This is a genomic window from Candidatus Amarolinea aalborgensis, from assembly GCF_900491745.1.
In the GTDB taxonomy this organism is placed as follows: Bacteria; Chloroflexota; Anaerolineae; order SSC4; family Amarolineaceae; genus Amarolinea; species Amarolinea aalborgensis.
Window position 1 is genome coordinate 162,858 of sequence record NZ_UETR01000006.1, and the last position, 22,561, is coordinate 185,418.

The 22,561-nt window shown below is 60.5% G+C and carries 19 protein-coding genes; 10 read left to right on the forward strand and 9 right to left on the reverse strand.

Translation table 11 applies throughout. The features are described from left to right. Positions 1–223: 223 nt before the first annotated feature. The gene (glgB, locus tag ACPQ6D_RS10440) at positions 224–2,452 is read left to right on the forward strand and encodes a 1,4-alpha-glucan branching protein GlgB (RefSeq protein WP_423224262.1); all 2,229 of its coding nucleotides are present in this window, start codon (positions 224–226) and stop codon (positions 2,450–2,452) included. 57 nt (positions 2,453–2,509) lie between these two features. Then, positions 2,510–2,911 carry a hypothetical protein gene (locus ACPQ6D_RS10445; protein WP_423224263.1) on the forward strand — a complete coding sequence of 134 codons (402 nt, stop codon included), beginning with the start codon at positions 2,510–2,512 and terminating at the stop codon, positions 2,909–2,911. A 49-nt stretch (positions 2,912–2,960) separates the two neighbouring features. On the opposite strand, the gene ACPQ6D_RS10450 is transcribed toward ACPQ6D_RS10445, so the two are convergent. Beyond that, positions 2,961–3,578: a CBS domain-containing protein gene (locus tag ACPQ6D_RS10450; RefSeq protein ID WP_423224264.1), complete on the reverse strand. Its 618-nt coding sequence runs from the start codon at positions 3,576–3,578 to the stop codon at positions 2,961–2,963. A 182-nt stretch (positions 3,579–3,760) separates the two neighbouring features. On the opposite strand from ACPQ6D_RS10450, the gene ACPQ6D_RS10455 reads away from it, so the two are divergent. Further along, complete coding sequence (locus ACPQ6D_RS10455) at positions 3,761–4,951, forward strand: TerB N-terminal domain-containing protein (protein WP_423224265.1); 1,191 nt, start codon at positions 3,761–3,763, stop codon at positions 4,949–4,951. Between the two features lie 10 nt (positions 4,952–4,961). After that, a complete protein-coding gene (locus ACPQ6D_RS10460; protein WP_423224266.1) occupies positions 4,962–5,900 on the forward strand; it encodes a patatin-like phospholipase family protein in 939 nt (312 codons plus the stop codon). Between the two features lie 99 nt (positions 5,901–5,999). Here the strand turns inward: ACPQ6D_RS10460 and ACPQ6D_RS10465 are convergent, their stop codons facing one another. Further along, positions 6,000–6,362: a LysM peptidoglycan-binding domain-containing protein gene (locus ACPQ6D_RS10465; protein ID WP_423224267.1), complete on the reverse strand. Its 363-nt coding sequence runs from the start codon at positions 6,360–6,362 to the stop codon at positions 6,000–6,002. A 249-nt stretch (positions 6,363–6,611) separates the two neighbouring features. Between ACPQ6D_RS10465 and ACPQ6D_RS10470 the strand changes: the two genes are divergently transcribed. Further along, complete coding sequence (locus ACPQ6D_RS10470; protein ID WP_423224268.1) at positions 6,612–7,055, forward strand: glycoside hydrolase family 18 protein; 444 nt, start codon at positions 6,612–6,614, stop codon at positions 7,053–7,055. 8 nt (positions 7,056–7,063) lie between these two features. Here the strand turns inward: ACPQ6D_RS10470 and ACPQ6D_RS10475 are convergent, their stop codons facing one another. After that, a complete protein-coding gene (locus ACPQ6D_RS10475; protein WP_423224269.1) occupies positions 7,064–8,989 on the reverse strand; it encodes a molybdopterin biosynthesis protein in 1,926 nt (641 codons plus the stop codon). 99 nt (positions 8,990–9,088) lie between these two features. Between ACPQ6D_RS10475 and ACPQ6D_RS10480 the strand changes: the two genes are divergently transcribed. Both ACPQ6D_RS10480 and ACPQ6D_RS10485 read left to right on the forward strand, forming a co-directional pair. Then, the gene (locus ACPQ6D_RS10480) at positions 9,089–9,871 is read left to right on the forward strand and encodes an RNA polymerase sigma factor (protein ID WP_423224270.1); all 783 of its coding nucleotides are present in this window, start codon (positions 9,089–9,091) and stop codon (positions 9,869–9,871) included. A 103-nt stretch (positions 9,872–9,974) separates the two neighbouring features. Further along, a complete protein-coding gene (locus tag ACPQ6D_RS10485) occupies positions 9,975–10,775 on the forward strand; it encodes a hypothetical protein (RefSeq protein ID WP_423224271.1) in 801 nt (266 codons plus the stop codon). Here ACPQ6D_RS10485 and ACPQ6D_RS10490 read toward each other — a convergent pair. Further along, a complete protein-coding gene (locus ACPQ6D_RS10490) occupies positions 10,680–13,388 on the reverse strand; it encodes a CHAT domain-containing protein (protein WP_423224272.1) in 2,709 nt (902 codons plus the stop codon). The two genes, ACPQ6D_RS10485 and ACPQ6D_RS10490, sit on opposite strands and share 96 nt — an antisense overlap. A gap of 68 nt (positions 13,389–13,456) precedes the next feature. Between ACPQ6D_RS10490 and ACPQ6D_RS10495 the strand changes: the two genes are divergently transcribed. From ACPQ6D_RS10495 to ACPQ6D_RS10505, 3 genes are all read left to right on the forward strand, one after another. After that, the gene (locus ACPQ6D_RS10495; protein WP_423224273.1) at positions 13,457–16,174 is read left to right on the forward strand and encodes a dockerin type I domain-containing protein; all 2,718 of its coding nucleotides are present in this window, start codon (positions 13,457–13,459) and stop codon (positions 16,172–16,174) included. Positions 16,175–16,739: 565 nt separating this feature from the next. Then, positions 16,740–17,189: a MaoC family dehydratase N-terminal domain-containing protein gene (locus ACPQ6D_RS10500; RefSeq protein WP_423224274.1), complete on the forward strand. Its 450-nt coding sequence runs from the start codon at positions 16,740–16,742 to the stop codon at positions 17,187–17,189. 27 nt (positions 17,190–17,216) lie between these two features. Further along, positions 17,217–17,645, forward strand: coding sequence for a MaoC/PaaZ C-terminal domain-containing protein (locus ACPQ6D_RS10505; RefSeq protein ID WP_423224275.1), 429 nt, complete (start codon positions 17,217–17,219; stop codon positions 17,643–17,645). Between the two features lie 209 nt (positions 17,646–17,854). Here the strand turns inward: ACPQ6D_RS10505 and ACPQ6D_RS10510 are convergent, their stop codons facing one another. The 5 genes from ACPQ6D_RS10510 to ACPQ6D_RS10530 all read right to left on the reverse strand — a co-directional run bounded on the left by ACPQ6D_RS10510 (position 17,855) and on the right by ACPQ6D_RS10530 (position 22,331). Beyond that, complete coding sequence (locus ACPQ6D_RS10510; protein ID WP_423224276.1) at positions 17,855–19,528, reverse strand: ABC1 kinase family protein; 1,674 nt, start codon at positions 19,526–19,528, stop codon at positions 17,855–17,857. 172 nt (positions 19,529–19,700) lie between these two features. Further along, positions 19,701–20,288, reverse strand: coding sequence for a hypothetical protein (locus tag ACPQ6D_RS10515; RefSeq protein WP_423224277.1), 588 nt, complete (start codon positions 20,286–20,288; stop codon positions 19,701–19,703). Between the two features lie 81 nt (positions 20,289–20,369). Further along, positions 20,370–20,915: an HdeD family acid-resistance protein gene (locus ACPQ6D_RS10520; protein ID WP_423224278.1), complete on the reverse strand. Its 546-nt coding sequence runs from the start codon at positions 20,913–20,915 to the stop codon at positions 20,370–20,372. A gap of 104 nt (positions 20,916–21,019) precedes the next feature. After that, positions 21,020–21,688 (reverse strand): GumC domain-containing protein, encoded by a 669-nt coding sequence (locus tag ACPQ6D_RS10525; protein ID WP_423224279.1) that lies wholly within the window; start codon positions 21,686–21,688, stop codon positions 21,020–21,022. Positions 21,689–21,776: 88 nt separating this feature from the next. Then, positions 21,777–22,331 (reverse strand): DUF1269 domain-containing protein, encoded by a 555-nt coding sequence (locus ACPQ6D_RS10530; protein WP_423224280.1) that lies wholly within the window; start codon positions 22,329–22,331, stop codon positions 21,777–21,779. Positions 22,332–22,561: the final 230 nt, after the last annotated feature.

Genomic DNA, 22,561 nt, shown 5'->3' on the forward strand with positions numbered 1-22,561 from the left:
TGTCGAACCGTGCGGTGAGCCTGTCGAACCGTGCGGTGAGCCTGTCGAACGCTCGGTCGAGTCGCTCACGACGAAGCCTCAATCGCCCGACTCGCCCCCAGTTTGAAATGCACCTGGCGTCAACGGCTGAGTTGAAGTGGAAGTCAATATCGAGTAAAATAGATATGTAGAGAACGGGGCACCGCGGCCCAAAAGGGGTGACAAAGGAAGGAACCAGAAGACCATGAGAACTGTTTTGGACGGTGAAATAGACGCCATTGTATTTGCGTATCACGGCGCGCCCATGGACGTGTTAGGCCCACACGTGAAGGAATTGGCCGATGGACGCAAGGCCGTGGCGATTCGTACGTTCCGCCCGCTGGACGCCGAGGTGTACGTCGTTGCCAAGCATGATCCTGCGCAGCGTACGGCCATGGAAAATCTCAACGCGGTCGGATTCTTCGAAGCGGTGTTTGAGGATGTAGACGAAGTTTTCGCCTATCATTTACACCTTGTTGGTCGTGATGGCAGCGAAGTGGACATCGAAGACCCCTATGCCTATCCCTTGCAGTTGACCGATTTCGATCTGCACCTACTGGGTGAAGGGACTCATTTCCGCACGTATGAAAAACTGGGCGCTCATTTGGTTGAGGTCAACGGCATGTCGGGGGTGCATTTTGCCGTATGGGCGCCGAACGCCGAGCGGGTCAGCATCAAAGGCAATTTCAATCAATGGGACGGACGAACGCACCCGATGCAGCTGCGGTCCCAGGTAGGCGTGTGGGAACTGTTCATCCCTGGCCTGGTGCAGGGAGAAGTTTACAAGTACGAAGTCAAATCGCGCTACATGGGGTATGTGGGCGACAAGTCTGATCCGTATGGCTTCTATGCCGAAATGCGCCCCAACACTGGCTCGATTGTTTTCGACATTGATCATTATGATTGGCGTGATACCGACTGGGTCGCCAGTCGCAAGAAGCACAATGGGCTGAACGCGCCCATGGCGATTTATGAGGTACACCTGGGATCATGGAAGCGTGCGCCAGAGACCAACGGCTTTTTGAACTACCGTGATTTGGCCGATGACCTGGCGGACTATGTCAAGAAGCTCGGCTATACCCACGTTGAACTGCTGCCCGTGGCCGAACATCCGTTTGACGGATCATGGGGCTACCAGGTGGTTGGCTATTTTGCGCCAACCAGTCGTTTTGGCACGCCAAGCGACTTCATGTATTTTGTGGATCGGCTGCATCAACATGGCATCGGCGTAATTTTGGACTGGGTGCCCGCGCACTTTCCCAGCGATGCGCATGGTCTTGGCTTCTTCGACGGAACGCATCTCTATGAACATGCGGATCCGCGCCGCGGCGAACATGCGCAGTGGGGCACCAAGATCTTCAATTTTGGGCGCAACGAAGTGCGTAATTTCCTCATCTCCAACGCACTCTTCTGGCTAGAGAAGTACCACATTGATGGGCTGCGCGTGGATGCCGTGGCCTCTATGCTGTACCTGGATTACGGCCGCGAGGGCGGCGACTGGCTGCCCAACCAGTACGGCGGACGTGAGAACCTGGATGCGGTTGATTTCATCCGCCGCTTCAACGACCAGGTGCACAAAGAATTTCCCGACGTACTCACCATGGCGGAGGAGTCTACCTCGTGGCCGCTCGTCACCCGGCCTGGTTACGTGGGCGGCCTCGGGTTCGATCTCAAGTGGAACATGGGCTGGATGCACGACATGCTCGACTACATGGAGATGGACTCGATTTTCCGGCGCTTCCATCATAACAGCATCACCTTCTCGCTCATGTACGCGTTCAGCGAGAATTTCATCCTGCCTTTCTCGCATGATGAAGTCGTGCATCTCAAGAAGGCCATGATCACTAAGATGCCAGGCGACGATTGGCAGAAATTTGCCGGTCTGCGTGCGCTGTATGGCTACATGTACACTCATCCCGGCAAAAAACTGCTCTTCATGGGCGGCGAGTTCGGTCAGTGGCACGAGTGGGATCAAGATCGCAGCCTGGACTGGCATCTGACCGAGTACGATTTTCACAAACAGCTGCAGCAGTTTGTGACCGATCTGAATCATCTGTATCAGACCGAACCAGCCATGCACCAGGTTGATTTTTCATGGGAAGGCTTCGAATGGATCAACTTCCGGGATGTGGACAAATCCATCATTGCGTTCGAGCGGCGAGCTGCAGACTCCACACAACGCCTGGTGGTGATCTGCAATTTCACGCCGATTCCTCGCAGCGGTTATCGGGTTGGCGTCCCCTTTGCCGGTTTCTACACGGAGGTCATGAACTCAGACGCCGCCGCGTATGGCGGCAGCAACGTGGGCAACAGCGGCGGCCTGCCTTCGGACCCGATTCCGTGGGACAAGCGCCCCCATTCGATCTTGATCACACTGCCCCCGCTGGGCGTGGTCATCTTCAAAGCGCCCGCACCTGAAGACGCGAACCAGTAATGGCGCAGTAACCAGGAATGCGGGCGCGGTGCGCAGAAGGGTAGAGGAACTCAGTAGATGCCTCATGCATTTTTTGCAGGATTGGTGCAGGATGAAGAAGGCCATGCCGTCGAGGTAGTCGTCGTTGGCGAGGAGGCGTTCTATGTCGTGCCCGACGCCGGTTTCCGACGCCACATCGCCGCGCGACAAGTAGATCAGCAGGTGCTGCGCATCCTACGCGGTGAGATCGAAGCCCATCGCGATCTCGCCGTGAACAGTGCACTGCAGATGTTGGGCCGCGACGACCTGTTCACCAAAGCCGCGGTGGATGCTTCGATCAAGAATATGGACCAGGTCGTGGATCAAAGCCTGCCCGACGAAGCCAAATCGTGGCTCGGCATGCTCGGCTTTCGGATCATCATCAACCTGCATGGCGACATCGTACGCGTCGACATGCCAGGACAGATAGACGAAGAGTAGGCCAGTCAACATAAGAGGGGACGTTGTCAACGTCCCCTCTTATGTTCAGCTAAACCTGGCGAATAGACTCGATTTCTACGGAGAAATCACGCAGCAGAAGCTGCAGCTCATCCTCATTGATGTATTTGACCTTCAACACCATGAGCGACTCGTCCTCATGGGTGATGCTGCCAAAACTGCGCAGTGCGCCGCCCGCATTGGAAATTGCAATCGCGACGTCCGCCAGGATGTCTACATTGGCCGGAGCACGCAGGGTGACGCGCAAACCGGCGTCGCGCCCGCCCAGCAAATCAAAGAAAACGCGGTAGAGGTCGCGGTCAGTCAAAATACCAACTGGTTTCTCGTTCTCTACCACCAATAAGGCGCCGACGCGCTTGTCAGCCATGAGCGAGGCGGCTTCTTCCAAAGGCAAATCCGGCGGCACCGTGGTCACGGGTGTTGACATCACGCGACCGACCGTTGGCATGGGGTCGCTGCGATGACGGCGTGGCTCTGCCAGCAGCCGCAGCAAACTGCGGTCGTTTACGATGCCGACCAGGCGGCCCTCATGGTCCACAATCGGCAGACGACGGATGATTTTTTCACGCATCGTTTGCAGTGCAACACCCGCGCCCATGTCTGTCGTCACCGAGATGACCGGTTGGCTCATCAGATTACGCACGTACATGATTTTTCCTCCCTCAGGCATACTGTTCAAGACGTCACAGTTTTATGATACGTCCCTCCGCCCCCGGTGTCAAGCTGGCATGTCGCATCGCGACATACAGTCTGCCGATTGACCAGTTGGCAAAACCCTTTGCGACGAAACAAACCCTTGCCACTGACCGCGGGTCATGCTATACTCACCGTATGCCAAACGACATTCGCACGCGGTGGGATGAGCTTGCACTCCCTTTCTTGCGCATCCGGGGTCGCAACCTGCCCGCGGCCCAGCAAGTGCGCCATGCCTGCCGCGAACAGTCTTTTGCGATTACACCGCTCGATTACAACGCGCCCGATCAAACCATGATTGATCCTGCTTTGCCTTTGCAAGAGCCGGGCAACGCACAGGGCGCACCAGATCCAGGTTACCGGCCAGCGTTTTCCACCCTTTCGGCTGAGCAGCGCTGGGTTTTTTGGAATTGGCTGCGCACCCACGAGGACAACGTACCGGTTGGCTACGCCATTCTCTATCTTCAACATCTCGAAGCGGCCCTGTTCGACGCCCACGCCGAGGCGGCGCTGGCAGAAATGCGTTGGCTGTTCAGTCATCATCGCGCGCTCTCTGTGCGTGAATCCACCGCGCATGCAATGGCTGTTGGCGCCTGGCTCCATCGTCAACCTGATTTGTATGCCTGGATCATCAACCAGGTTGGGTCAGGATCATGGAACCTGGAAGTGCTGCTTTCGCTGCAGAACGACCTGGGCGTACCCTTGAGCGCGGTGCAGGTGATACGCCTGGGCCAGTTCTTTCGCCACAGTTGGAGCGCGTGGGCGAAGCAGCATGAGCGTGAAGTGGAACAGGCTGTGGTGGCAGAATTGGCGACCGCTGGCCAGAGCATTTTGAGCCAACAAGTGGACGCGCTGCGCGCTGAGCAACGCACGGCGCAAGTTCAGCTGGTCAATCCCGGGATTCGTTTTTTGGTGCAAGCGGTTGACGTGTGGAACAGCCCAGCCTTTCAGCGCGCGATCAAGGATTTGCTCGAAAGCTCAGCGCGCAGCGCGCAGCTAGGCGGCCATTTCACGTCGCGATCCTTCGCCGCGACTGCAAAGCCTACCCAGTGGGTGGATCGTGGATGGTACCTGATCTTGGAGTTTGGCGAGTCATCGTCCGAAAAACTCGATCGCGTCGTAGCCATTGCCCGTCGTCATCCCGGCTTCATTAGGCTTCTGGATGAGAACCGCGAGATCGTCTACCGCAATGTGTATCGGCATCGAGATTTGAGCAGGTTCTGGACCCTATTCGAACGCGTGCGCAATTGGAAGAGCACGCGTGTCTTCATCAACGGCAATGCAGTCAGAACAGACGAACTGTGGCCTGGGGCTCCAGAGCTGGAGTGAGGTAAGAAAGATGCCAAAACGGTGGTTTCAACGACAGGCCCTTGCCCTGGTGTTGAGCGGCGGCGGCGCACGCGGCGCCTTGCAGGTCGGCGCGTTACGCGCGTTGATCGAGGAAGGCATCCGCCCCGATTTCTTGGTCGGCACATCCATTGGGGCCATCAACGCCGCGTTCATGGGGTTGCGTGGTTGGAGTTTGGCGACCGTTGAAGCTCTGCAGGAAACCTGGCGCATCGCCGCGTCCTCTGAACTGCTGCCAGCACGCACCGTCTGGCTGACCATGCGCACTGTCTTCAACCTGACCGGTCGCGAGCGCCAGAATCCCATTCGCGCGTTCCTGATTGCCCACGGCCTTAGGCCAGAAATGCGCTTTGATGCCATGCAGATGCCGGTCTATGTCGTTGTCACCGACCTCCATGGTGGTCGCACCCTGGTTTACGGAGATGACGCCAATGAACGCGTGCTGGATGCAGTCGAAGCATCGGCGGCGCTGCCGCCCTGGGTTCTCCCCATCGAACGCGGCGGCATGAGCCTGATGGACGGCGGCGCCGTGAGCAACTTGCCGCTGGAGCCGGCCATGGCGCGGGGCGCGACGGATATTGTGGCCCTTGACTTACATGACCCGCGCGGGTTGGCGACGGATCCCAGCGGGTTGGGTGGGTTCCTTTGGAAGCTCACGACCACGACGCAGATACGAGAAACGGAGATGGAACTCGCCCTGGCCGTCGCTCGTGGGGTGCCGGTGCGTCATGTCCGACTGGTGTCCGCAATGCAGCCCTACCTCTGGGACTTCAGTCAGACCGATTCTCTCATGACCGATGGCTACACCATCACACGGCGTGCGCTGGCAGATTGGCAGATGAACGCCACTCCATCGCGATTTTCTGCGTCAGCGCGGTGGCGCGCATGGCGACAGCAGATGTCATGGCAACAGCCTGGGCGCAAAACGTGACCATCATCGCGGGGTCGTTGAGTGGGGCAGCCATCAATAAGCCCGTTCCCCTGGATGGAACGGGCTTACTCAAACACTAAGGAATGGGGAGCGATCAAATCAATCATTGGGCCGCCCAGTCGGCAAGATGGAAGGAGTCGGGGTTGCCGTGGGCAGCTTGGACACAGGTGGCGGCGGCGTCGCAGTCGCTGCGGAGGCTTTCGCGGGAATACGCAGCTTCTGGCCGACATAGATTCTGTTGGCCTTTGGGATACGGTTGGCATCCATGAGCGCTTTGATCGTCACTCCAAATCGCTGCGCGATACTCGAGACGCTATCACCTTTTTTGACAATATAAAAGGCAGGCCCAGAACCTGCAGAGGCTGAGCTTGCTTTTACCGGACTGGTATGCCATGCCATGAGCATACCGACAATCATAACGGCGACCAACCATGGCAACATGCGAAATCGGGTGGACTTCATTGGAGTCCTCCTACAGATGAACAAAAACCGTTGAATAGCGATGAAGCGTTTCTTGGGGGCGAACCAATGAGACTTGATTCTGCAGCAAGCGCGGCCATATACTCGAGCTAATCTTAGTATAGCACAACGAGCATGGATTTCAAGTGCATTCGCCTTACAGTTGTATTACAGGCTTACACAGTCAATTCAGGGCCGCGCCGCTCGATAGGGGCGGCGGGTTGAAAGCTAACGACAAGAGAAAGAAGAAACATGATCTCAATCCCATTGGCGCTGGAGCTCAAGGCCGCAGGCCTGGCCTGGACGCCGCGCCTGCACGACTTTTTTGCAATTCCAGACCGTAGTTTAGATGACCGGTTGTTCGTGATCGGGGACATCTTGGTGACCATCGAGCGTTTGCGCGGGGAACAACTCATCTCCTTCGACGGCGCATCTGAATGGGCCCTTGATTATGTCCTGACTGGGGAAGCCGTCTGGATGCCCAGCGAGGAACAGTTGCGAGAAATGGTGGAAGAGCAGTTAGCCATCATGGCGCAGCCGGCGCTGTGTTTGAACACGATACCTGATGGCTATCGCGTGACCCTGAGCTGGCTGGATACCGATTCAAAGGCTCAAACCCTGGAATTCGAAGCCTTTGGCGCCAGCGACGCCTATGCGAGAGCGCTGCTCTTCATCCTGCAAGACCGCCCTGGCTAGACATAACTTTAATACGCCGCCAAGACATGCCCCAGGTCTGGCGTGTGATAGCCGCCTAGCCGGGTCACCGCGGCGCGAAATTCGTCACTGCGAATGACCGTCAGCAGGGGTTGCAGAAGCGGGCTTTCGTAGGTAGTCTGCGGAATGACCAGGTCGTAACGCTCCTCGCCGAGGGGCAAGAAATCAAGATCGAGCGCGCGCGCGGCCGCCGCGATGCCCAGCGCACAGTCGGCCGCGCCGCTCTTGACAGCCGCGGCCACGGCCAGATGTGTGAACTCCTGGCGATCATAGCCCTGAATTTGCTGCGGCTCGATGCCCGCCTGCTTCAGCCGATAATCGAAGAGGACGCGCGTGCCCGAACCGCGCTGCCGATTGATGAAAACAACGTCCGACCTGGTCAAGTCTGACAGCGTGGTGATGCGCTTCGGGTTGCCCGGCGGCACGATCAGGCCCTGCGTGCGCTGCACGAAGCCCAATAAGACCACGGGCGTTTCCGGCAGCAGCGCCCGAATGTAACTGACGTTGTACTCGCCGGTCGCCTCATCGAGTAGGTGAGAGCCTGCCAGGTGCGCTTCGCCGCGCGCGAGGGCCAACAGCCCGCCGTAAGAGCCGACATTCGACGATGACAGCGTCAAGTGGGGATAGCGACGGCGCAAGTAGTCAGCCAGCACATCCAATGTCAAGTCATGACTGCCGATGGCAACCATCGTGTTTTCCACCGCAGCGCGCGTGCGCAGCAGCTCTACCGTGACCTCTGCGCCGGCCGGAAAACCTTCGCTAAAACGCGGCACCCGCACGATGCCATCTGCCTTGACGAGCGACATGATGACCCCGGCGCCGCGCGCCATCGGCGTTGCCACGAAGCGGTCGCCAACTTTGCCCACCATGACGCGCATGAACTCGTCTTCGCCCAGCGGCGAGAGCACTTTACGCGTCAGGCTGGCGTTCAACGTGGGGCGCTGGGGCGGCAGCTGGCCTAGCCAACGTGCAAGCAGTGGCTTAACTAACAGATCAAAGGTCATGAGCGCGCTGGCAGGGTAGCCAGGGATGCCGGCCAGGGCCTTACCCGCGGCCACGCCCAAAATGACCGGATGACCGGGGCGCATGGCAATACCGTGCACCTGTATGCTGCCGATCGCGCGGAAGACGTCGGCGGTGAAATCATGCGAGCCGGCCGATGAACCGGCATTGACCACCACCAGATCGTGCTCGACCAGGGCAGCCAGCACCGCTGCTTTGATCTGTTCAGGGTCATCAGGCGCGGGCGGCAGACGGGTGGCCTCACCGCCCCACTCTTCCACCAGGGCGGCCAACATGAGTGAATTGTACTCGACGATATCGCCGGGTTTGAGACTGCTGCCGGGCCGCACCAACTCGGCGCCGGTGGGCTGAATTGCTACCCGCGGCCGCCGGCGGACCAAGAGCTGGGTGTGACCGCAACCGGCCGCCGCGCCCAGGTCTTGCGGCCGCAAGACGTGATTGGCGGGCAGCACCAGTTCTCCCGTCACCATGTCCTCGCCCAAAGGCCGCACATGCTGCCAGGGCGCAACAGCCGCCAGAATCTCGATGGCTGCACCCTCCGCCAGAACGTGTACATTCTCGATCATCACGACCGCATCGAAGCCGGGAGGGATGGCGTGACCTGTATCCACGTAAACGGCTTGCGTGGGCACGGCCAGGCGCAGCGGGTCGGTTTCCAGCGCGCCCAGGGTCTCAGCCGCGCGCACGGCATAGCCATCCATGGCGGCCGCGTGGTAGTGCGGCGACGACGTTAAAGCCCAGACCGGTTCGGCGGTCACGCGACCGCGGGCCTGCGCCACGGCGATCCATTCGCCAGGCAGCGGTTGATCAAGGTCTATGGCGGCCAGCGCGCGCCACCAGCGTTCAACCGCCTCATCCAGGCCAATGTCTTCCAGGTAGATATTGCGTGACAAGGGTGGCATCCTTTCCATCGGTGCGAGTATCTCCACTATTCTACCATAAGGCTGGAATTTCTGCTTGCACACGCGGTGGTCGTGTGTTAGAATCTACGCATGATTTCCCATGTTCTGCACGAGACAACTACGGAAACGCCGCCCATCGTGTTCCGGCGGGCCGCCGAGCATCTGCTTGCTGACTTCGGCTGGTCGCTGGTGTCGGCCGATGCCTTGGCGGCGCAAGCTGTTCAGCATCTGAGTCCTGTCGCCGAGGTGAGCCTTGTGCAGGCGGTGACCGCCTGCCAAACAGTCTATTCACGTCTGCTGTTTGCGGCCTGCGCCGGAAGTTCGCAGCGCGAAGCGGGTTATCACGAACTCTATCGCTATGTGTATAAGTTGGCCTACAATCGGGTTCCGGAAGCTGATGTGGCCGATGTCGCGCAGGAGACGCTGCGCTTGGTGTATGAGAAACTGGACACCTGTCAACAGCCGGAAACGTTCCTCAAGTTTGCCTACTTCCGCCTGCGCCATGCCATGAATCGGGTGCGCCCGGCGCGCCTCAGCCGGGTGCAATCGCTGGCATCCTGGTTGGACGCTGGCGCCGAGGAAACATCATCGCTAATCCCCATTTTTCAGAAACCCCCACTGCCTGAAGAAGCCGCTTTGCACAGCGATGAAGCCGCGTCGGTGCGCGACTGCCTGCAGAAACTGTGGCGCCACCAACCGCGTGCGTCCGAACAGATCAAGGCGCTCATTCTCAAATACTTCGATGAACTGGACGATGCCACGATTGCCGAACGCCTGGGTACAACCGTCGCCAATGTGCATGTGCTGCGCAGTCGCGGGCTGAAGAAGCTAGAAGCCTGTCTGCGCCGTACGCTCCAAATGCCGCCGGGATGAGACGCTGCATGGCCTCTATCTTCCATGCAAGAACATCCGCCGCGCTTGTTCTTTTTTGTCACAAGCTTCCCATAACAGCTGAGTCATTGAAGCGAGTGAGCTTATGAAGTGCCCAACCGATAGTACAGAATTGATGGCTTTCTTGAGCGATGCGGATAACCGATCGGAATTGGGCATCCATCTAACCCACTGTCAGACCTGCCGGGAGCGCCTGGCTCGTTTGCGCAGCATATCCTTGCATCCGCCTGACCACCTCAGTTGCGCGGATGCTGAGCCTGCGCTGCTGGCCTGGCTGGAGAGCGACGGCGCCTTTGCGCTCACCCCCGCGGTGCGCCAACATCTCAGCGACTGCCCATTCTGCCAGCAAACCGCCGTTGAACTCCGCACCCTGCCGCGCGCCCTGGCGCAGGATAGGCTGGCAACCCCGCCTGATGCGCCGTCGCCTGACCTGGCCTTCCTCAAAAAATCGTCTCTCTCGCTGCCGCGCTGGCGCCAGCAGATGGAACAGGCTGTTCAGCAGGGCGCGTACTGGCTGGTGGATCGCAGCGGCGCCGTGTGGCTGAATTTGCAGCTGGTCATGCAATGGCAGCCGGTCCTCAGCCCCGTCGCGATAAAAGGGGCCCCAACGGAGGCGCGGCCTTTGCTGCAGGTGGCGTTGACTCCAGAGCCAGACTTGAATCTGGATCTCGTGGCTTGGCCTGACGCGAACAACGGCGACCAGGTTCAGGTTGAAGTCATCGTGCGCCGCCCCAGCCGTTTTCTCGACGGCTTTGCCGGCGCGACGGTCACCCTCTATGCGCCGGGAGAATCACGACGGGCGATGACCGACAGCGACGGCCGCGTCCGCTTCAGTGGAATCCCGCGGCGCAGCCTGGCGGACATCCAACTCAGCGCGCGCGGTTGAACGGGCCAGCGGGGCGCCGCCAATGAGGACGAACCCTGCCCAATAGTAAGGATGGCTCAAGAGATGCTGATGATCAGGCAAAACCTCACAAGCATCGTCTAAGCGAGCCAGCTCATGGGCAATCTGCGCTGGAGAGAATCCGCCCGCGGCGAGGATTTCGCTGAGAGCGGAGGCCGACAATCTGGTGAGGGCTTGTTGCGCCTGGCGCAGTGCGGCAGCCGCGGAAACTCCCTGGGCCAGGGCCGTGTAGAAGAAACGCATCAACAATCGCGTCGAAAGCTCATCTACGGCCCACAGACTAACCAGCGCAACCGGCGCGCCCGCTGCCAAGAACGCCCTCACCAATCCCAACAACTCGTCGCCACTCAGGACGCCGCTGCGCCCGCTTTCGCATGCGCTCAATGTAACCAGGTCGGCTTGCAGGAACGCAGGCCGGTTGAGCAGAGCGGCTGCCGTGAGCAGCCCATCGGCCAGAAATAGGCCAGATTGCAGCGGCGCCTGTGCGTTGAAGGTGCCGTGGCAGGAGAGATGGATCAGTGAGGCGTTGGGCGCAGCCAGCAAAAACGCGTCCTGGGTGGCCTGGTGGCCCAACAGCAAACGACCGCCTAGCAAAGAAGCCACCGATTGGGCTTCGGCTTCGGCGTGGCGCAGATCGGGCGCAAAGCCGATGACCAGGGGCCAGGGAGACGGGATGGGGCTTCCGAGCTCTGACGGCTGCTGACGACCATGGGTCAGCAGAACGGTGGCGCTGGGCGCGAAGAGAATCGTTGCCGTAGACGCAAAGCAAGCTGCGCCAGTTGCGCTCTGCAACGCGGAGAACGGCACGTAGTGCAGCGGGCCATGGGGAACGATGGCAATACGCTCAGTTTCTGCCAGCCGTGACAGCACAGGGCCGAGCAGCAGCGTTCCCAGGCTGCGCAGCACCCAGGGCTGTGTCAAGCGGCCATCTGCGCCGGGCGTCAAGCCGGCCAGTGCGCGCCGATCGGCGGCAAATGCACGACGCAGCGCGGCGGCAGCATCCAACGCCAGCGGAAAGGCCTCGATGGTTTGCGATGTGACGGCCAGCATGACGGTGCGGTCAGGTGGAAACAGGAGTTCGCGCAATGTCGCATGGTGATGCAGCAGCCAATCGGCCACCGGCTGGAAGCGCGTCGGCGGATTTGTATTGAAGTACACCAAGAGCAGCATGTCGGCCGGCATCTGCGCCTGGATGGCGTTTGCGCTCAAAGGCTCGCCCAACAGCACGTGGTTTGGCCCGCGGCCGCTGAGCAGATCAAGAAACGCGCGCGCGCGTGCCCGCTCAGCATAGGTCAGCGCAGCCGCCGCATCGCCCTGGGCAAGGGTCAACAGGAAGAGCGCGCTGTAAACCTGCTGCCAGCCGCCGAAGAGATGAATGCGCACATCTTCGGTTTGAATCTGGCTGCGTAAGCCCTCGATAAGGTGAATGGACTGTTCAAATGACATGCGCGCGGCGGCTAAGTCACCTTGCTGCCAGGCCAGGGTGCCCAGACGATAATGAATGAGCGCCTGGTACGATACGCTGTGGATACCGGCGGCATGCGCCAGGGCTTGACGAAAGAGGTCATCGGCGGCGGCATACTGACCCTGCAGCTGACGCAGCAGGCCGAGATTACCCAGGACTTCGATGGTCATGAAGGGTGAACCGGCGAGCTGCAGCGCCTCCTGGTAGTGCTGCTCGGCGGCTGCAGTTTGACCCAGGAGCAGGAAGAGTTCGCCCAGGTTAGCCAGCGCTGTTGCAACGCCGCGCTGGCGATTGAGTGTGCGCGACATGGCAAGCGCCTGCTCCAAATGGGCCTGGGCGCTATCCCACTGTCCCAAATCCTTGTAGTTGATGCCAAGCTCATTGAGAATCCAGCTTTCCCAGACCGCCTCGTGCAGGCTGTGCGACCAGGCGCGCGCGTCCTGCAGGCAGGCGATGGCGTCATCAAACTGGCCGAGCAAGTTGTGCACTATCGCCATATTGATCAGCGCGCGCAGTTGGCCCAGGCCATCCGCCAACTGTTGAAAAGCCTGATAGGCTTCCTGGTAGTAGTGAAAGCTGGTATCGTATTGCGCCTGATGATAGGCCTGTACACCCAGGGTGTTGGTGCAGCGCGCGTACAGGTCAGGGTCCAGGTTGGACAGGCTGCGCAGATCCGTCAGCAGCTCGGCGGCCGCGGCCCAGTCGTGACGTTCCACCGCCAGCACGGCCTGGTAGTAGGCCAGCAGGTGCACAAAACGGGGCAGGAGAACTTGCTGCGCATCGGCGGCCGCGATGAGCTGTCCTAGCTCGTCATAGGCCAGGCGCGCCAGGCACAGGTTGCCGGCCTGCTCAAAGTGGTAAACCGCCTCGCTCACTTCCTGGCGCTCAAGCAGCGCCTGAAAGAAAATCAAGTGCCATTGTTGGCACGCGGCCGGGTCCGCGGCGCGCGCCGCGGATAGATACGCCGGCCTCTGCGCCAACTGCCAACGCCCCGCGGATAACAAGTTCAAATCAGGGAGCAAGTCGGGCCAGTCGCGCGCGGTCGCCCCTAAGTCAAGCGTACGGCAGACGGCGCGCCACAGCGACGCATCGAGCCAACGGGGCAGCGCGGCCAGCCATAAATCATTCATGAATGCATCAACCTCACCCACCTTGCGGCCATGCCATGTGCCGAATATGCAGTTCAGGAGTAACCGTGATGACCACCTATGAACCAAGCAGACTTTGGAGCCGGATCGGCCGCTTGCTGATGGCGACAGGTTTGTCTCTCTTGTTGATGGCCGCGCTCTGGCTGCTGTTGGTAGATTCGCATCCAGCCCTGGCGCACGATGCGGCGCCTGCCGCCCTGACCCCGATTACCGTGCGCAACGAAAGCGGCGCGTTGCAGCCCGCGGTGATTGTCGCCCTGCGCAATCAGTGCCATGATCCGTCGCTCGTTACCGTCGCCAACATCGCGTCCTACCCCGTCCTGCTCGATCTGGCGCAAGGCGATTGTCTCCTGGCGCTGGCGCCGCAGCATTTCGTGACAACCACCAAAGCGTTCCACGCATTTCCCCTCTTTGCGCCCTTCGGCGCCACCGGCAACATCGCCTATGCCGTGGTGACCACGAATTGGACCGTGCAAGCGGATGGAACGATCATCTCCCCCACCGTCAGCAGCCCTGGCGCCCCTCTCCAGCTCACGACGCGCGTCAACGCGCCGCTGGTCCTCTTCAACCTGCTGGTCTCCCTGGAATGGGACGTGCATGAGGCGAGCGAAACCAATGTCTTCACTTCCGCACTAGATGCCTTCAGCGGGCATCTGTTCGACGCCAGCAACGGCCAGATGGCCGTGGGGCAGGCGCAAATTGTGGCTGGCGCCAGTCACTGGCGCGACGCCGATTTTCAGATCATGGCGGCCAACGACGTCTGGCCCAACGCTGATGTGGGCGGGATCGTAGCCGCGCCCACGCAGTTGACCAACGGAGTTGGCTTTCGTCCTGGGCATTTGCGCGTGGGGCGTGCGTGGGATGGCAACAGCGCCAACCAGGGCCCCTGGAACCAGCGTACCGGCGCCCTCACCCTGCTGCACGAATTCGGGCATTATGGCCTGGCGTTGTTCGATGAATACCTGGGCCTGGCGCCCGATGGGGCCGATTTCCCTTCTTTTTGCACCGTGTCGCCGAGCGATCCGGCCTATGGCGAACAGTGGGCCACGCTGATGTCATATCAGTACAAAGCCAACGAACTTGCCTTGCGCGGCGCCAATAACGTGATGCAGTGGGCCGCGCGCTGCCTCCAAACGATCCAATTCCAGATGTACAGCCAATCGGATTGGGAAACCCTGGCGGCCGGTTTTGCAGACGCCAACGCGCCTCTGCGCTGGCAAATTCAACTGCCGGTCAGCGGACCCAACCCCGGCCCAGAAACCACACCGCCTGGCATCACCTCCATCCAGATCACACCCAGCGCAAACGCGCCGCCGACCCGTACACTCGCCGTGGTGGGAGTTCCCGCCGGCGTCAGCGAACTCCAGGTCTATCAATTCGCCGGACCAGGTCATCCTGGCGGGCCGCGCCTGGTCAGTCAAGGCGTCATCACTCCCAGCAACAATTTGCATCTGCTGGGCGTGTACGGCGGTGATGAGCTGCTGATCATAGACCCTGAAGGGCTCGTCTATACGCGCACCGTTGTCCCTGGCTCCAACACCGCCATGACCGTGACCGTCACGCAACCTGGATGGTCGCCCAAGCTGCTGCTGACGCCGCTGGCTTCACAGCAGGTTTCGGTCAGCCTGGCCGGCGTTGGCAATCTAGCGGGGCTGGGCGTTTCGCTTTTCGAACGTGGCGGCGCGAATGCGCCACAGACTCTGACATTGAGCAGTGTGGGCGGCATTTCGCAGACGGTCTTCAGCGCGCCGCTGCCTGATTTTGCCGGCTTCCTTTATTTTCATGCTGCGGGTGGACGGGAGACCGTGGCGCCCTTTGCGCTGAGCGCGGGCGCGCCCAGCGTACACGACACTGCCCATTCGCCCCGCGCCGATGCGCACCTGGCGCGCACCGGCCCGGCCGCACAGCAGCCAGCGATCTTCTGGGATAGCCGGGGGCAGCCTCCCGCGCCGCCTGGTGAACAACTGATCGGTGCGCGTACGGGCGTCAATGTAGCTGGCGCGGGTGCCCTGGCTGAGGCCGCCGCTGATCTGGAACGGCCGTTGGCGCTGTGGCTCAACGTACGCCCTGATGAATTGCCTGGCGGCCGCCCGAGCTGTCTCATTCTCAGTCACGCGGCAATGAACAGCCAGGAGTGGATGCCGCTTGGGCTGGTCGATGAGCTGCCAGAACATGTCGTCTCACTTCCTGTGATGCGCACAGGCGCGTTTGCGTTGGTGCGGCGCGAGGGAGCCTGTCTCTACAAGCGCGTGGATGCGCCCAATCCGATCATCGGCGCCGTGGTCACCTACACGATTGGCCTGGATAACCCCACCGACCCATGGCAGCCCAATGCGCTCGTCATAGATCAGCTGCCGAGTCAGTTGCAGCCTTTGACCATCAGCAGCAATCTGCCCGGTTCGGGCAGCTTCAACGGCCAGACTGCCAGTTGGTACGGCAATGTGCCGCCCCACACCCTGCTGGTAATCACGATCGTGACCACGCTGCGCAGCGGCACGGCGCTGAACCAGGCTATCGCCAATCAAGCTCAGGCGCAGGTCATGGGCGCCACCCTGGTTTCGACGCCAGCCGTCTTTCGCACCTGTCACCGCCTGGACATCAACTGCGACGGTGCCATCAACATCATGGACATCGTCGCCGCAGCCGAGGCTTGGAACGCGGCCGTGGTCAATGGCGGCCCCCAGGCTTACTATGATCTGGATCGTGATGGACGCGTCACGGTGTTGGACATTCAGACCATGGCGGCCGCTTGGGGGTGGGTGTGGTAAAGCAGGGGCCGTGACGATTGGGGCAGACGGGGTAACTCAGCGAGCCAGTGCCACGGAAATCCACGCGCTCATCATAACATAGCAGGGGAGTGAAGGTCAAACACGCTTGGGGGTGCATTTCAGTTTGGGGGCGGGTCGGGCGATTGAAATCGCTGCAACGCCTGCAAAGTTCGCCTGCGCGAGCTGCACCGCGCAATTGAAACGCGCCCGCCACGAAATACAAACCCCTCGCGCGCCGTCAGGCCCGATAGGGCCTTCCACCTTGTAGCCCGATCCGTTCACGGTCGGGCGGCGTTGGTTGCGCGCACGCTATGGGGCGAGCAACCCCGCCGGAGGCCAAAGGCCATCCGGCTACGAGGTGCAAGCCCCTCTGGGGCTACGCCCCGAAATTGAAATGCACCCTGGCCCGCGCGGGGGGCGCCGCGTCCATGACGCGCTGCGCAACGACGCCGCCTGGAATTACGATTTTTGCCTCGCCTGTGTTATCATGAAGTCGAACGCTCTGTGCACCTGCCGGACGCGTCGGCCAGCCGACGACCGCAATTCACATTCAGGGAGGAGCTTCATGCTCGATACCAGCTATATTGGCAAAGAATTACCGCTGATTCGCTACCAGGTGGATCGCAGCAAGATTCGTGAACTGGCGACGGCGTTGGGTGATCCAAACCCGCTCTTTCACGACGTGGAGGCCGCACGCGCGGCCGGCTATCGCGACCTGGTGGCGCCAATCACTTTCCCCACCCTGTTTCGCTTCTGGGGCGGCACGGAAACCCGCGGCATCCTGGCGCAGATGGGCGGCAACATCATGCGCCTGCTGCACGGCGAGGAGGAATACGAATACCTGGGCGTGCTCCAGGCCGGCGACGACATTACGGGGCGCCTCGAAATCGTAAGCGTCGAAACCAAGGAAGGGCGCTCAGGCATCATGGATTTCGTCAAGACACGCGCCACCTACCGCAACCAGGACGACCAGGTGGTTGTCATTGCGCGAGCCACTATGGTGCTGCGTCGGTAGTGGGCATGCAGAGGAAAAGAGGCGAAAATGACCATTTACTTCGACGATGTTCAAATTGGCGATGCCCTGCCCACCGTCGTGAATGAGCCGCTGACCCAGATTCAGTTCGTGCGTTATTCGGGCGCGTCCGGTGATTTCAACCCCATTCACACCGTGGAACAGGCCGGCATCGAGGCGGGAAACAACGGCGTCATTGCCCACGGCATGTTGATCGCTGGTTTGCTTGGCCGCGTGGTGACAAATTGGGTCGAACCGCGCCAGGTGCGCAAGATGGCGGTTCGTTTTACCGCCATCAGCCGCGCTGGTGATGTGATCACTTGCCGCGGCCAGGTGGCCGAAAAATTCGAATCGGACGGCGAAGCCCGCGTGCGTGGGGAAATCGAAGCCGTGGATCAGAACGGTCAGGCCAAGGTCAAGGGCGAGTTCGTCGCCGCCCTCCCTCGCCGGCCCGCTTAGTCTCTTGTCAGTGAAATTCTGATACAGCGAGCAGGAAATTCTAACGCGCAGCCGCAAAGTCTCAAAGCCGCAAGGCGCTTTTTGGGCGCCCTTGCACCGTGGCGCCCTTGCGTTGAAGCATTTGGCTCCGGCTTAGCTGATGGCAGAGAAGGCCCCGGTTTCTCCAAGAAACTGGGGCCTTTTGGGTGCTTTTCGTAGCGACCCAAGCCTCAGCGCGTGCCTGCCAGGATCGAAACGAACAGCCATACGATCAGTCCGACCGCCACGGCAAAGCCAATCGTCACCAGCGACTGCAGCGAGCTGCCTGCCGTTGCCGCCGGCACAACCAGTGCAAGGCTGATGGTGAGCGCGGCAAGCAGCAGGCTCAGCGCCAGCCGGGTCGTGAGGCGATCCACCTGCTTCATGAGGGGAGCGGTGTCTTTCAGCCCGATCTGCAGCAGCTCGCCTCGTTCAGCCCTTTCGAGCAGACGGTTCCCGGTGCGGGGCAGATTGGAGATCAAGTCGCCCCACTCCCGTCCCTGACGCAGCAGGCTTTGGGCCCAGCCGCGCTGCGGCAGCGCCAGGCGCCAGGTCACCTGCCGCACATAAGGCTCGGAAAAACCCCACACATCAAAACCGGGGTCTAGGGTGAGTGCAATGCCCTGCATCATGCCCAACGTCTGCAGCAGCAGCCCGAAATTGGACGGCAGGCGCAAGTGATAGCGGTTGATAATCGGCATGGCTACGTCGTACAATCCCTGGATGTGGATGTCTCCTATCGCCACGTTGTAATACTTGTACAATAGGCGCTCGATATCCCGCGACAGTGCCTTGCGGTCCACCTCGCCGCCGGCAGCCTTCATGCGGATGAGCAGGTCAACGATGCCATCAGGATCCAGGGACACGACGGCCGCGTAGAAGCCGATGGCGTCGGAACGGTCTTCATCTCGCAGGTAGCCCATTTTGCCGAAGTCCATGACGCCGATCACCTCGCCCGGCATCACCACGAAGTTGCCGGGGTGGACATCGGCGTGGAAAAAGCCATCTTCCAGCACTTCCTTGACGAGCATGCGCGCGGCGTTCACGGCCACCTGGTGACGATCGTAGCCGGCTCCTTCCACGGCCGCAACGTCATCTATTTTGACGCCCTGGATGCGCTCGAGCACGAGCACGCGCGAGGTGGTGTATTCCCAGTAAACGTGCGGCACATGGAGGAGTGGCTCATCGGCGAAGTTAGCCCGGAAGCGGTCGGCGTTCCGCCCTTCCAGGCGATAGTCCAGCTCGTTATTCAACGTATACGCAAAGTCGTCGGCCTCAGCGACGAAGTCGTGGATCTGCCCCTCAGGCGTGCGCTGGGCGGCTGGCGCCAGCGCCTGCATGATTTCAAGGTCAGTCGCAATTGTGGCCTGGATATTGGGCCGCTGTACTTTGATCACTACCTCTGTGCCATCGGCCAGCGTGGCAGCATGCACCTGGCCCAGAGAGGCGGCTCCGAGTGGTTCGGGAGTGATAGACGCAAAAACCTCCTCCGGCGAGCGCCCCAGCTCTTGGGTGATCACATCGTGGATCGCGTCCCAGGGCACGGGCGGCACGGCATCTTGCAGCTTGCTCAGCTCGGCGACGTAAGACGGGGGCAGCAAGTCGGGGCGTGTTGACAGCACCTGTCCAAGCTTTACGAACGTTGGTCCCAGCTCTTCCAGCGCCTGCCTGAAATGCGACGGCAGATCCTGCTCCGTCACCGGCGCAGCAGGTTGGTCGGGCGACTGGGTGGATCGTCGCTGTGGCGCCCATTCGGGTCCGAGGCGTTCGAACAGATAGCCAAAACCGTGGCGAAGAAACACCCCGACAATCTGTTGGTAACGCTGGCGATGGCGCACGGAGCGCTGTAACGGATTTGTGTTCATGAAACCTCCAGGGCTAGTTCAGGATGGCGTGGATCCGGCGCAGACGATGGTATTCTGGCTGACTGCGGCGCCGCTCACCCATGCTACAGAGCAACGGCGGGCACGGGAACCCAGGCGGCTTGGAAGCTCAAAGGGTTCGTCATGCCCGCCGACGCTGCTGCGCCTTCAGACCTTAGGGCCGCAGCGCTTCTTTGATGAGGGAGCCGGCCTGCGCCAGCTTGGCCTTGCGCGCTTCTTGCTCGGCCTTGCGCTCGGCGATGCGCTTCTGATTCTCTGCCCGCCGCGCTTCCCGCTCGGCCTTCAACTCGGCGGCGCGCTTCTCGATCTCCGCGTCGTAGGCTGCGCCCTCGGCCTCAAGCTCGGCCATCCACGCCTGGTCCTCGGCCTCGAGCTTGGCGAGACCCTTCTCGATTTGGGCCAACCACGCTTGCTCCTGCGCCTCTAGCTCGGCGAGACGCTTGTCAAGCTCGGCCATGTGCGTTTCGTGGGCGACCTTGATTTCGGCGATGTGCTTCTCGATCTCGGCCTTGCGGCTGTCGCTGGCCTGCTTCAACTGATCCTTCAGCGCGCTGATCTTGGCATCGGTCTCGTTGTGCAAGCGTTCCATTTCGGCCTTGGCCTTGGCCTGGGCTGCCTGGGCCTTCGCCTTCTGTTCTTCCTTCTTCGCTTTCAGTGCGGCCTTGGTTTCCTCGCTCGCCTGCGCCCAGTCTTCCTGCAGGTGCTTCATATCCACGTCGAACGCCGCCTGATCCAGGAGCATCTGCTCCTCCATCTTCTCGAATATCGTAGCCATTTTCGTATCTCCTTAATTTGATTTGTTCTGTCACTCACTCAGATAACATCATGCCGGTTGGGCCGCCAGGCTGCTGCGCAGACCGCGCAGGCGGATGCCGAACACGAGCATGCTGATGCCAAACACCAGGGCATAGATCCCAATCAACCCCACGATTGCCAGTGCGCCGGTGGCCGGATAGACAAACACGAGCACCCCAAAGATGATCGAGGCAATGCCGGCGATCACCAACATCCAGTCCCGCTTGATGGGCAGTTCGAAGCCAGCAATCACCTCGAAGACGCCCGTCATGATTGCCCACATGCCGACGAGAAAGATCAACGCCTGGGCGGTAATGCCGGGGAAGAAGAAGGTCGCCAGGCCGACGGCCATCCCCAGGATGCCGTCGAGCACATACCAGACGGCTTCGCGTCCAGGGTGTCCAAATGCGCTCACGATGGCGAACACGCCATCCACAAAGGCGTAAGCGCCAATGATCAACGCCAGTGAGACCAGCGTCATGCCGGGGTACGCCAACGCCACGATGCCAAACAGGATGGCGAGAATACCGCGCAACGCCACCGCCCACCACTTCTGAGTCAATACGTCCAACATACGAGACCTCCGTAAAATTGTAATTTGTCCGGCGGGATGCCAATCGCATCCCGCCCAAAGTTTCTTTCCTGCAATCGGTTCTCAGTCCAGCCGCGCCTACCGGATTAGGCGGCCTTCTTGAACTCGGCCTTGGCCTTTTCGCTGCCTTCCTTGATGTCCGCGCTCGCCTTTTCGCGCCCGGCCCTAAGGGCTGCGATCGCACGTTCCACTTTGCCCTTATCCACATTCCACGTGGCTACGCGTTCGGCGTGCAGCTTCTGGATCTGCTGCTCGACGTCAGTCACTTTCTGGGGCATGGCTTCGAGATCGGCCATGATCTTGGCGCGAATCTTCCCGTCTGCGGTCTTCACCCAAGCCTGCATTTCAGCAATCTGGCTCTTGATGTGCTTGACCTGCGCTTCGTAGGTTGCCTTGAGCTGTGCGTTCACCCTTGCGCGGGTTGCATCCAGCCTGGCGCGCTGCGCTTGCAGATCGGTCTTGACCTTGTTGTCCGCCTTCGCCATGTCCGTATCCAGGCGGGCTGCCGCCGCATCCAGCTTGCGATCCATCTCGCCCAGGTCTTGCTGCAGCTTGGCGCGCTTGGCTTCGTAGTTGCCGTGCATCTTGGTTTTTTCCGCCTCAAGTTTGGCCCTGGCTTCCACCGCGGCGGCCTTGATCTTGGCGTCAAATTCTGCTGCCGTGACAGCTTCTTCCGTTTCCATCTGATCGAGTTCTTGCGCTGCCTTGCGCAGTTCCGGTTCGATCTCTGCTTCCATCTCTGTCCAGGTCTTCATGATTGTTTCTCCTTGTGATTGATTTGATCGTTTGATCTATAGTTATCGAGCCTAACGGTTGCTTTGCACGAAACGTGCAGCGTGTTAATCAGTTCTTGCCATTCAGAACCTCCTGCACGCTTTGCGCCTGCGCCGGCGTAAGCGTGGTTGACAGCACCGTGCCGCCATAGTTGCTGAACTCCGCGGCGACCAAGACTGGATCTGACGACCGCAGCAGCGCGAAGATCGCCGAGTCGCCAGGCTGGACCTGCGCGCCCACATCCTCGACAAAATCCTGCGGGATGCCAAAGTCGTCTTTCCACCACTTCGCATCCAGGGCGCCGCCCGCAGCGCCGAGCGCGCCACCCGCGGCCCCAGCGGCGGCGACGGCCGCGGCGGCGCTGGCGCCCGCCGTCACCGGCGCAGCCATCGCGCCCAGGGTGAGTCCGATCAACGAGCCGAACAAGCCGCCGAAGGCAGCGCCTTCGCCCGGTGTCATCTGGTAACTGGCATCAATCCGCAGTTTGCCGTTGTAGTCGCGATAGGCCGCGACGGCATCGTGCAGATCAATCGTCCAGTCGTAGTTCATGTCCACGAGCTCGTTCAGCACGGCTGAGGCCCGGAACATATCTTTCTTGAATCCAACGACGATCAGTGTTGACATTGTCATTTTCCTTTCATCACGCTGCGTTATTTCACAGTTTCCTGTGTGCATCCTAAACCCAATTTTGTCTCGGCGTGTTCTGTGTGCTATCATGAACCCGCGCCGCCCGCTGGTGGCCCTTCTTTCACTTGGCTATCTGAACCACTGTGAACTCGCTTGGGCGCATTCTTCAAGAGCCATTATAGAGAGGACAAACCTGAAAGTCACTCTGCAAGACTTGTCAGCCCACT

What these genes read in the sequence shown, in the direction of transcription:
- ACPQ6D_RS10480 (WP_423224270.1), top strand. Translation starts at nt 9,089, where the DNA reads ATGATTTCCCATGTTCTGCACGAGACAACTACGGAAACGCCGCCCATC.
- ACPQ6D_RS10485 (WP_423224271.1), top strand. Translation starts at nt 9,975, where the DNA reads ATGAAGTGCCCAACCGATAGTACAGAATTGATGGCTTTCTTGAGCGAT.
- glgB (WP_423224262.1), top strand. Translation starts at nt 224, where the DNA reads ATGAGAACTGTTTTGGACGGTGAAATAGACGCCATTGTATTTGCGTAT.
- ACPQ6D_RS10505 (WP_423224275.1), top strand. Translation starts at nt 17,217, where the DNA reads ATGACCATTTACTTCGACGATGTTCAAATTGGCGATGCCCTGCCCACC.
- ACPQ6D_RS10470 (WP_423224268.1), top strand. Translation starts at nt 6,612, where the DNA reads ATGATCTCAATCCCATTGGCGCTGGAGCTCAAGGCCGCAGGCCTGGCC.
- ACPQ6D_RS10450 (WP_423224264.1), bottom strand. Translation starts at nt 3,578, where the DNA reads ATGTACGTGCGTAATCTGATGAGCCAACCGGTCATCTCGGTGACGACA.
- ACPQ6D_RS10510 (WP_423224276.1), bottom strand. Translation starts at nt 19,528, where the DNA reads ATGAACACAAATCCGTTACAGCGCTCCGTGCGCCATCGCCAGCGTTAC.
- ACPQ6D_RS10530 (WP_423224280.1), bottom strand. Translation starts at nt 22,331, where the DNA reads ATGTCAACACTGATCGTCGTTGGATTCAAGAAAGATATGTTCCGGGCC.
- ACPQ6D_RS10445 (WP_423224263.1), top strand. Translation starts at nt 2,510, where the DNA reads ATGCCTCATGCATTTTTTGCAGGATTGGTGCAGGATGAAGAAGGCCAT.
- ACPQ6D_RS10515 (WP_423224277.1), bottom strand. Translation starts at nt 20,288, where the DNA reads ATGCTCCTGGATCAGGCGGCGTTCGACGTGGATATGAAGCACCTGCAG.
- ACPQ6D_RS10500 (WP_423224274.1), top strand. Translation starts at nt 16,740, where the DNA reads ATGCTCGATACCAGCTATATTGGCAAAGAATTACCGCTGATTCGCTAC.
- ACPQ6D_RS10455 (WP_423224265.1), top strand. Translation starts at nt 3,761, where the DNA reads ATGCCAAACGACATTCGCACGCGGTGGGATGAGCTTGCACTCCCTTTC.
- ACPQ6D_RS10520 (WP_423224278.1), bottom strand. Translation starts at nt 20,915, where the DNA reads ATGTTGGACGTATTGACTCAGAAGTGGTGGGCGGTGGCGTTGCGCGGT.
- ACPQ6D_RS10490 (WP_423224272.1), bottom strand. Translation starts at nt 13,388, where the DNA reads ATGAATGATTTATGGCTGGCCGCGCTGCCCCGTTGGCTCGATGCGTCG.
- ACPQ6D_RS10465 (WP_423224267.1), bottom strand. Translation starts at nt 6,362, where the DNA reads ATGAAGTCCACCCGATTTCGCATGTTGCCATGGTTGGTCGCCGTTATG.
- ACPQ6D_RS10460 (WP_423224266.1), top strand. Translation starts at nt 4,962, where the DNA reads ATGCCAAAACGGTGGTTTCAACGACAGGCCCTTGCCCTGGTGTTGAGC.
- ACPQ6D_RS10525 (WP_423224279.1), bottom strand. Translation starts at nt 21,688, where the DNA reads ATGAAGACCTGGACAGAGATGGAAGCAGAGATCGAACCGGAACTGCGC.
- ACPQ6D_RS10495 (WP_423224273.1), top strand. Translation starts at nt 13,457, where the DNA reads ATGACCACCTATGAACCAAGCAGACTTTGGAGCCGGATCGGCCGCTTG.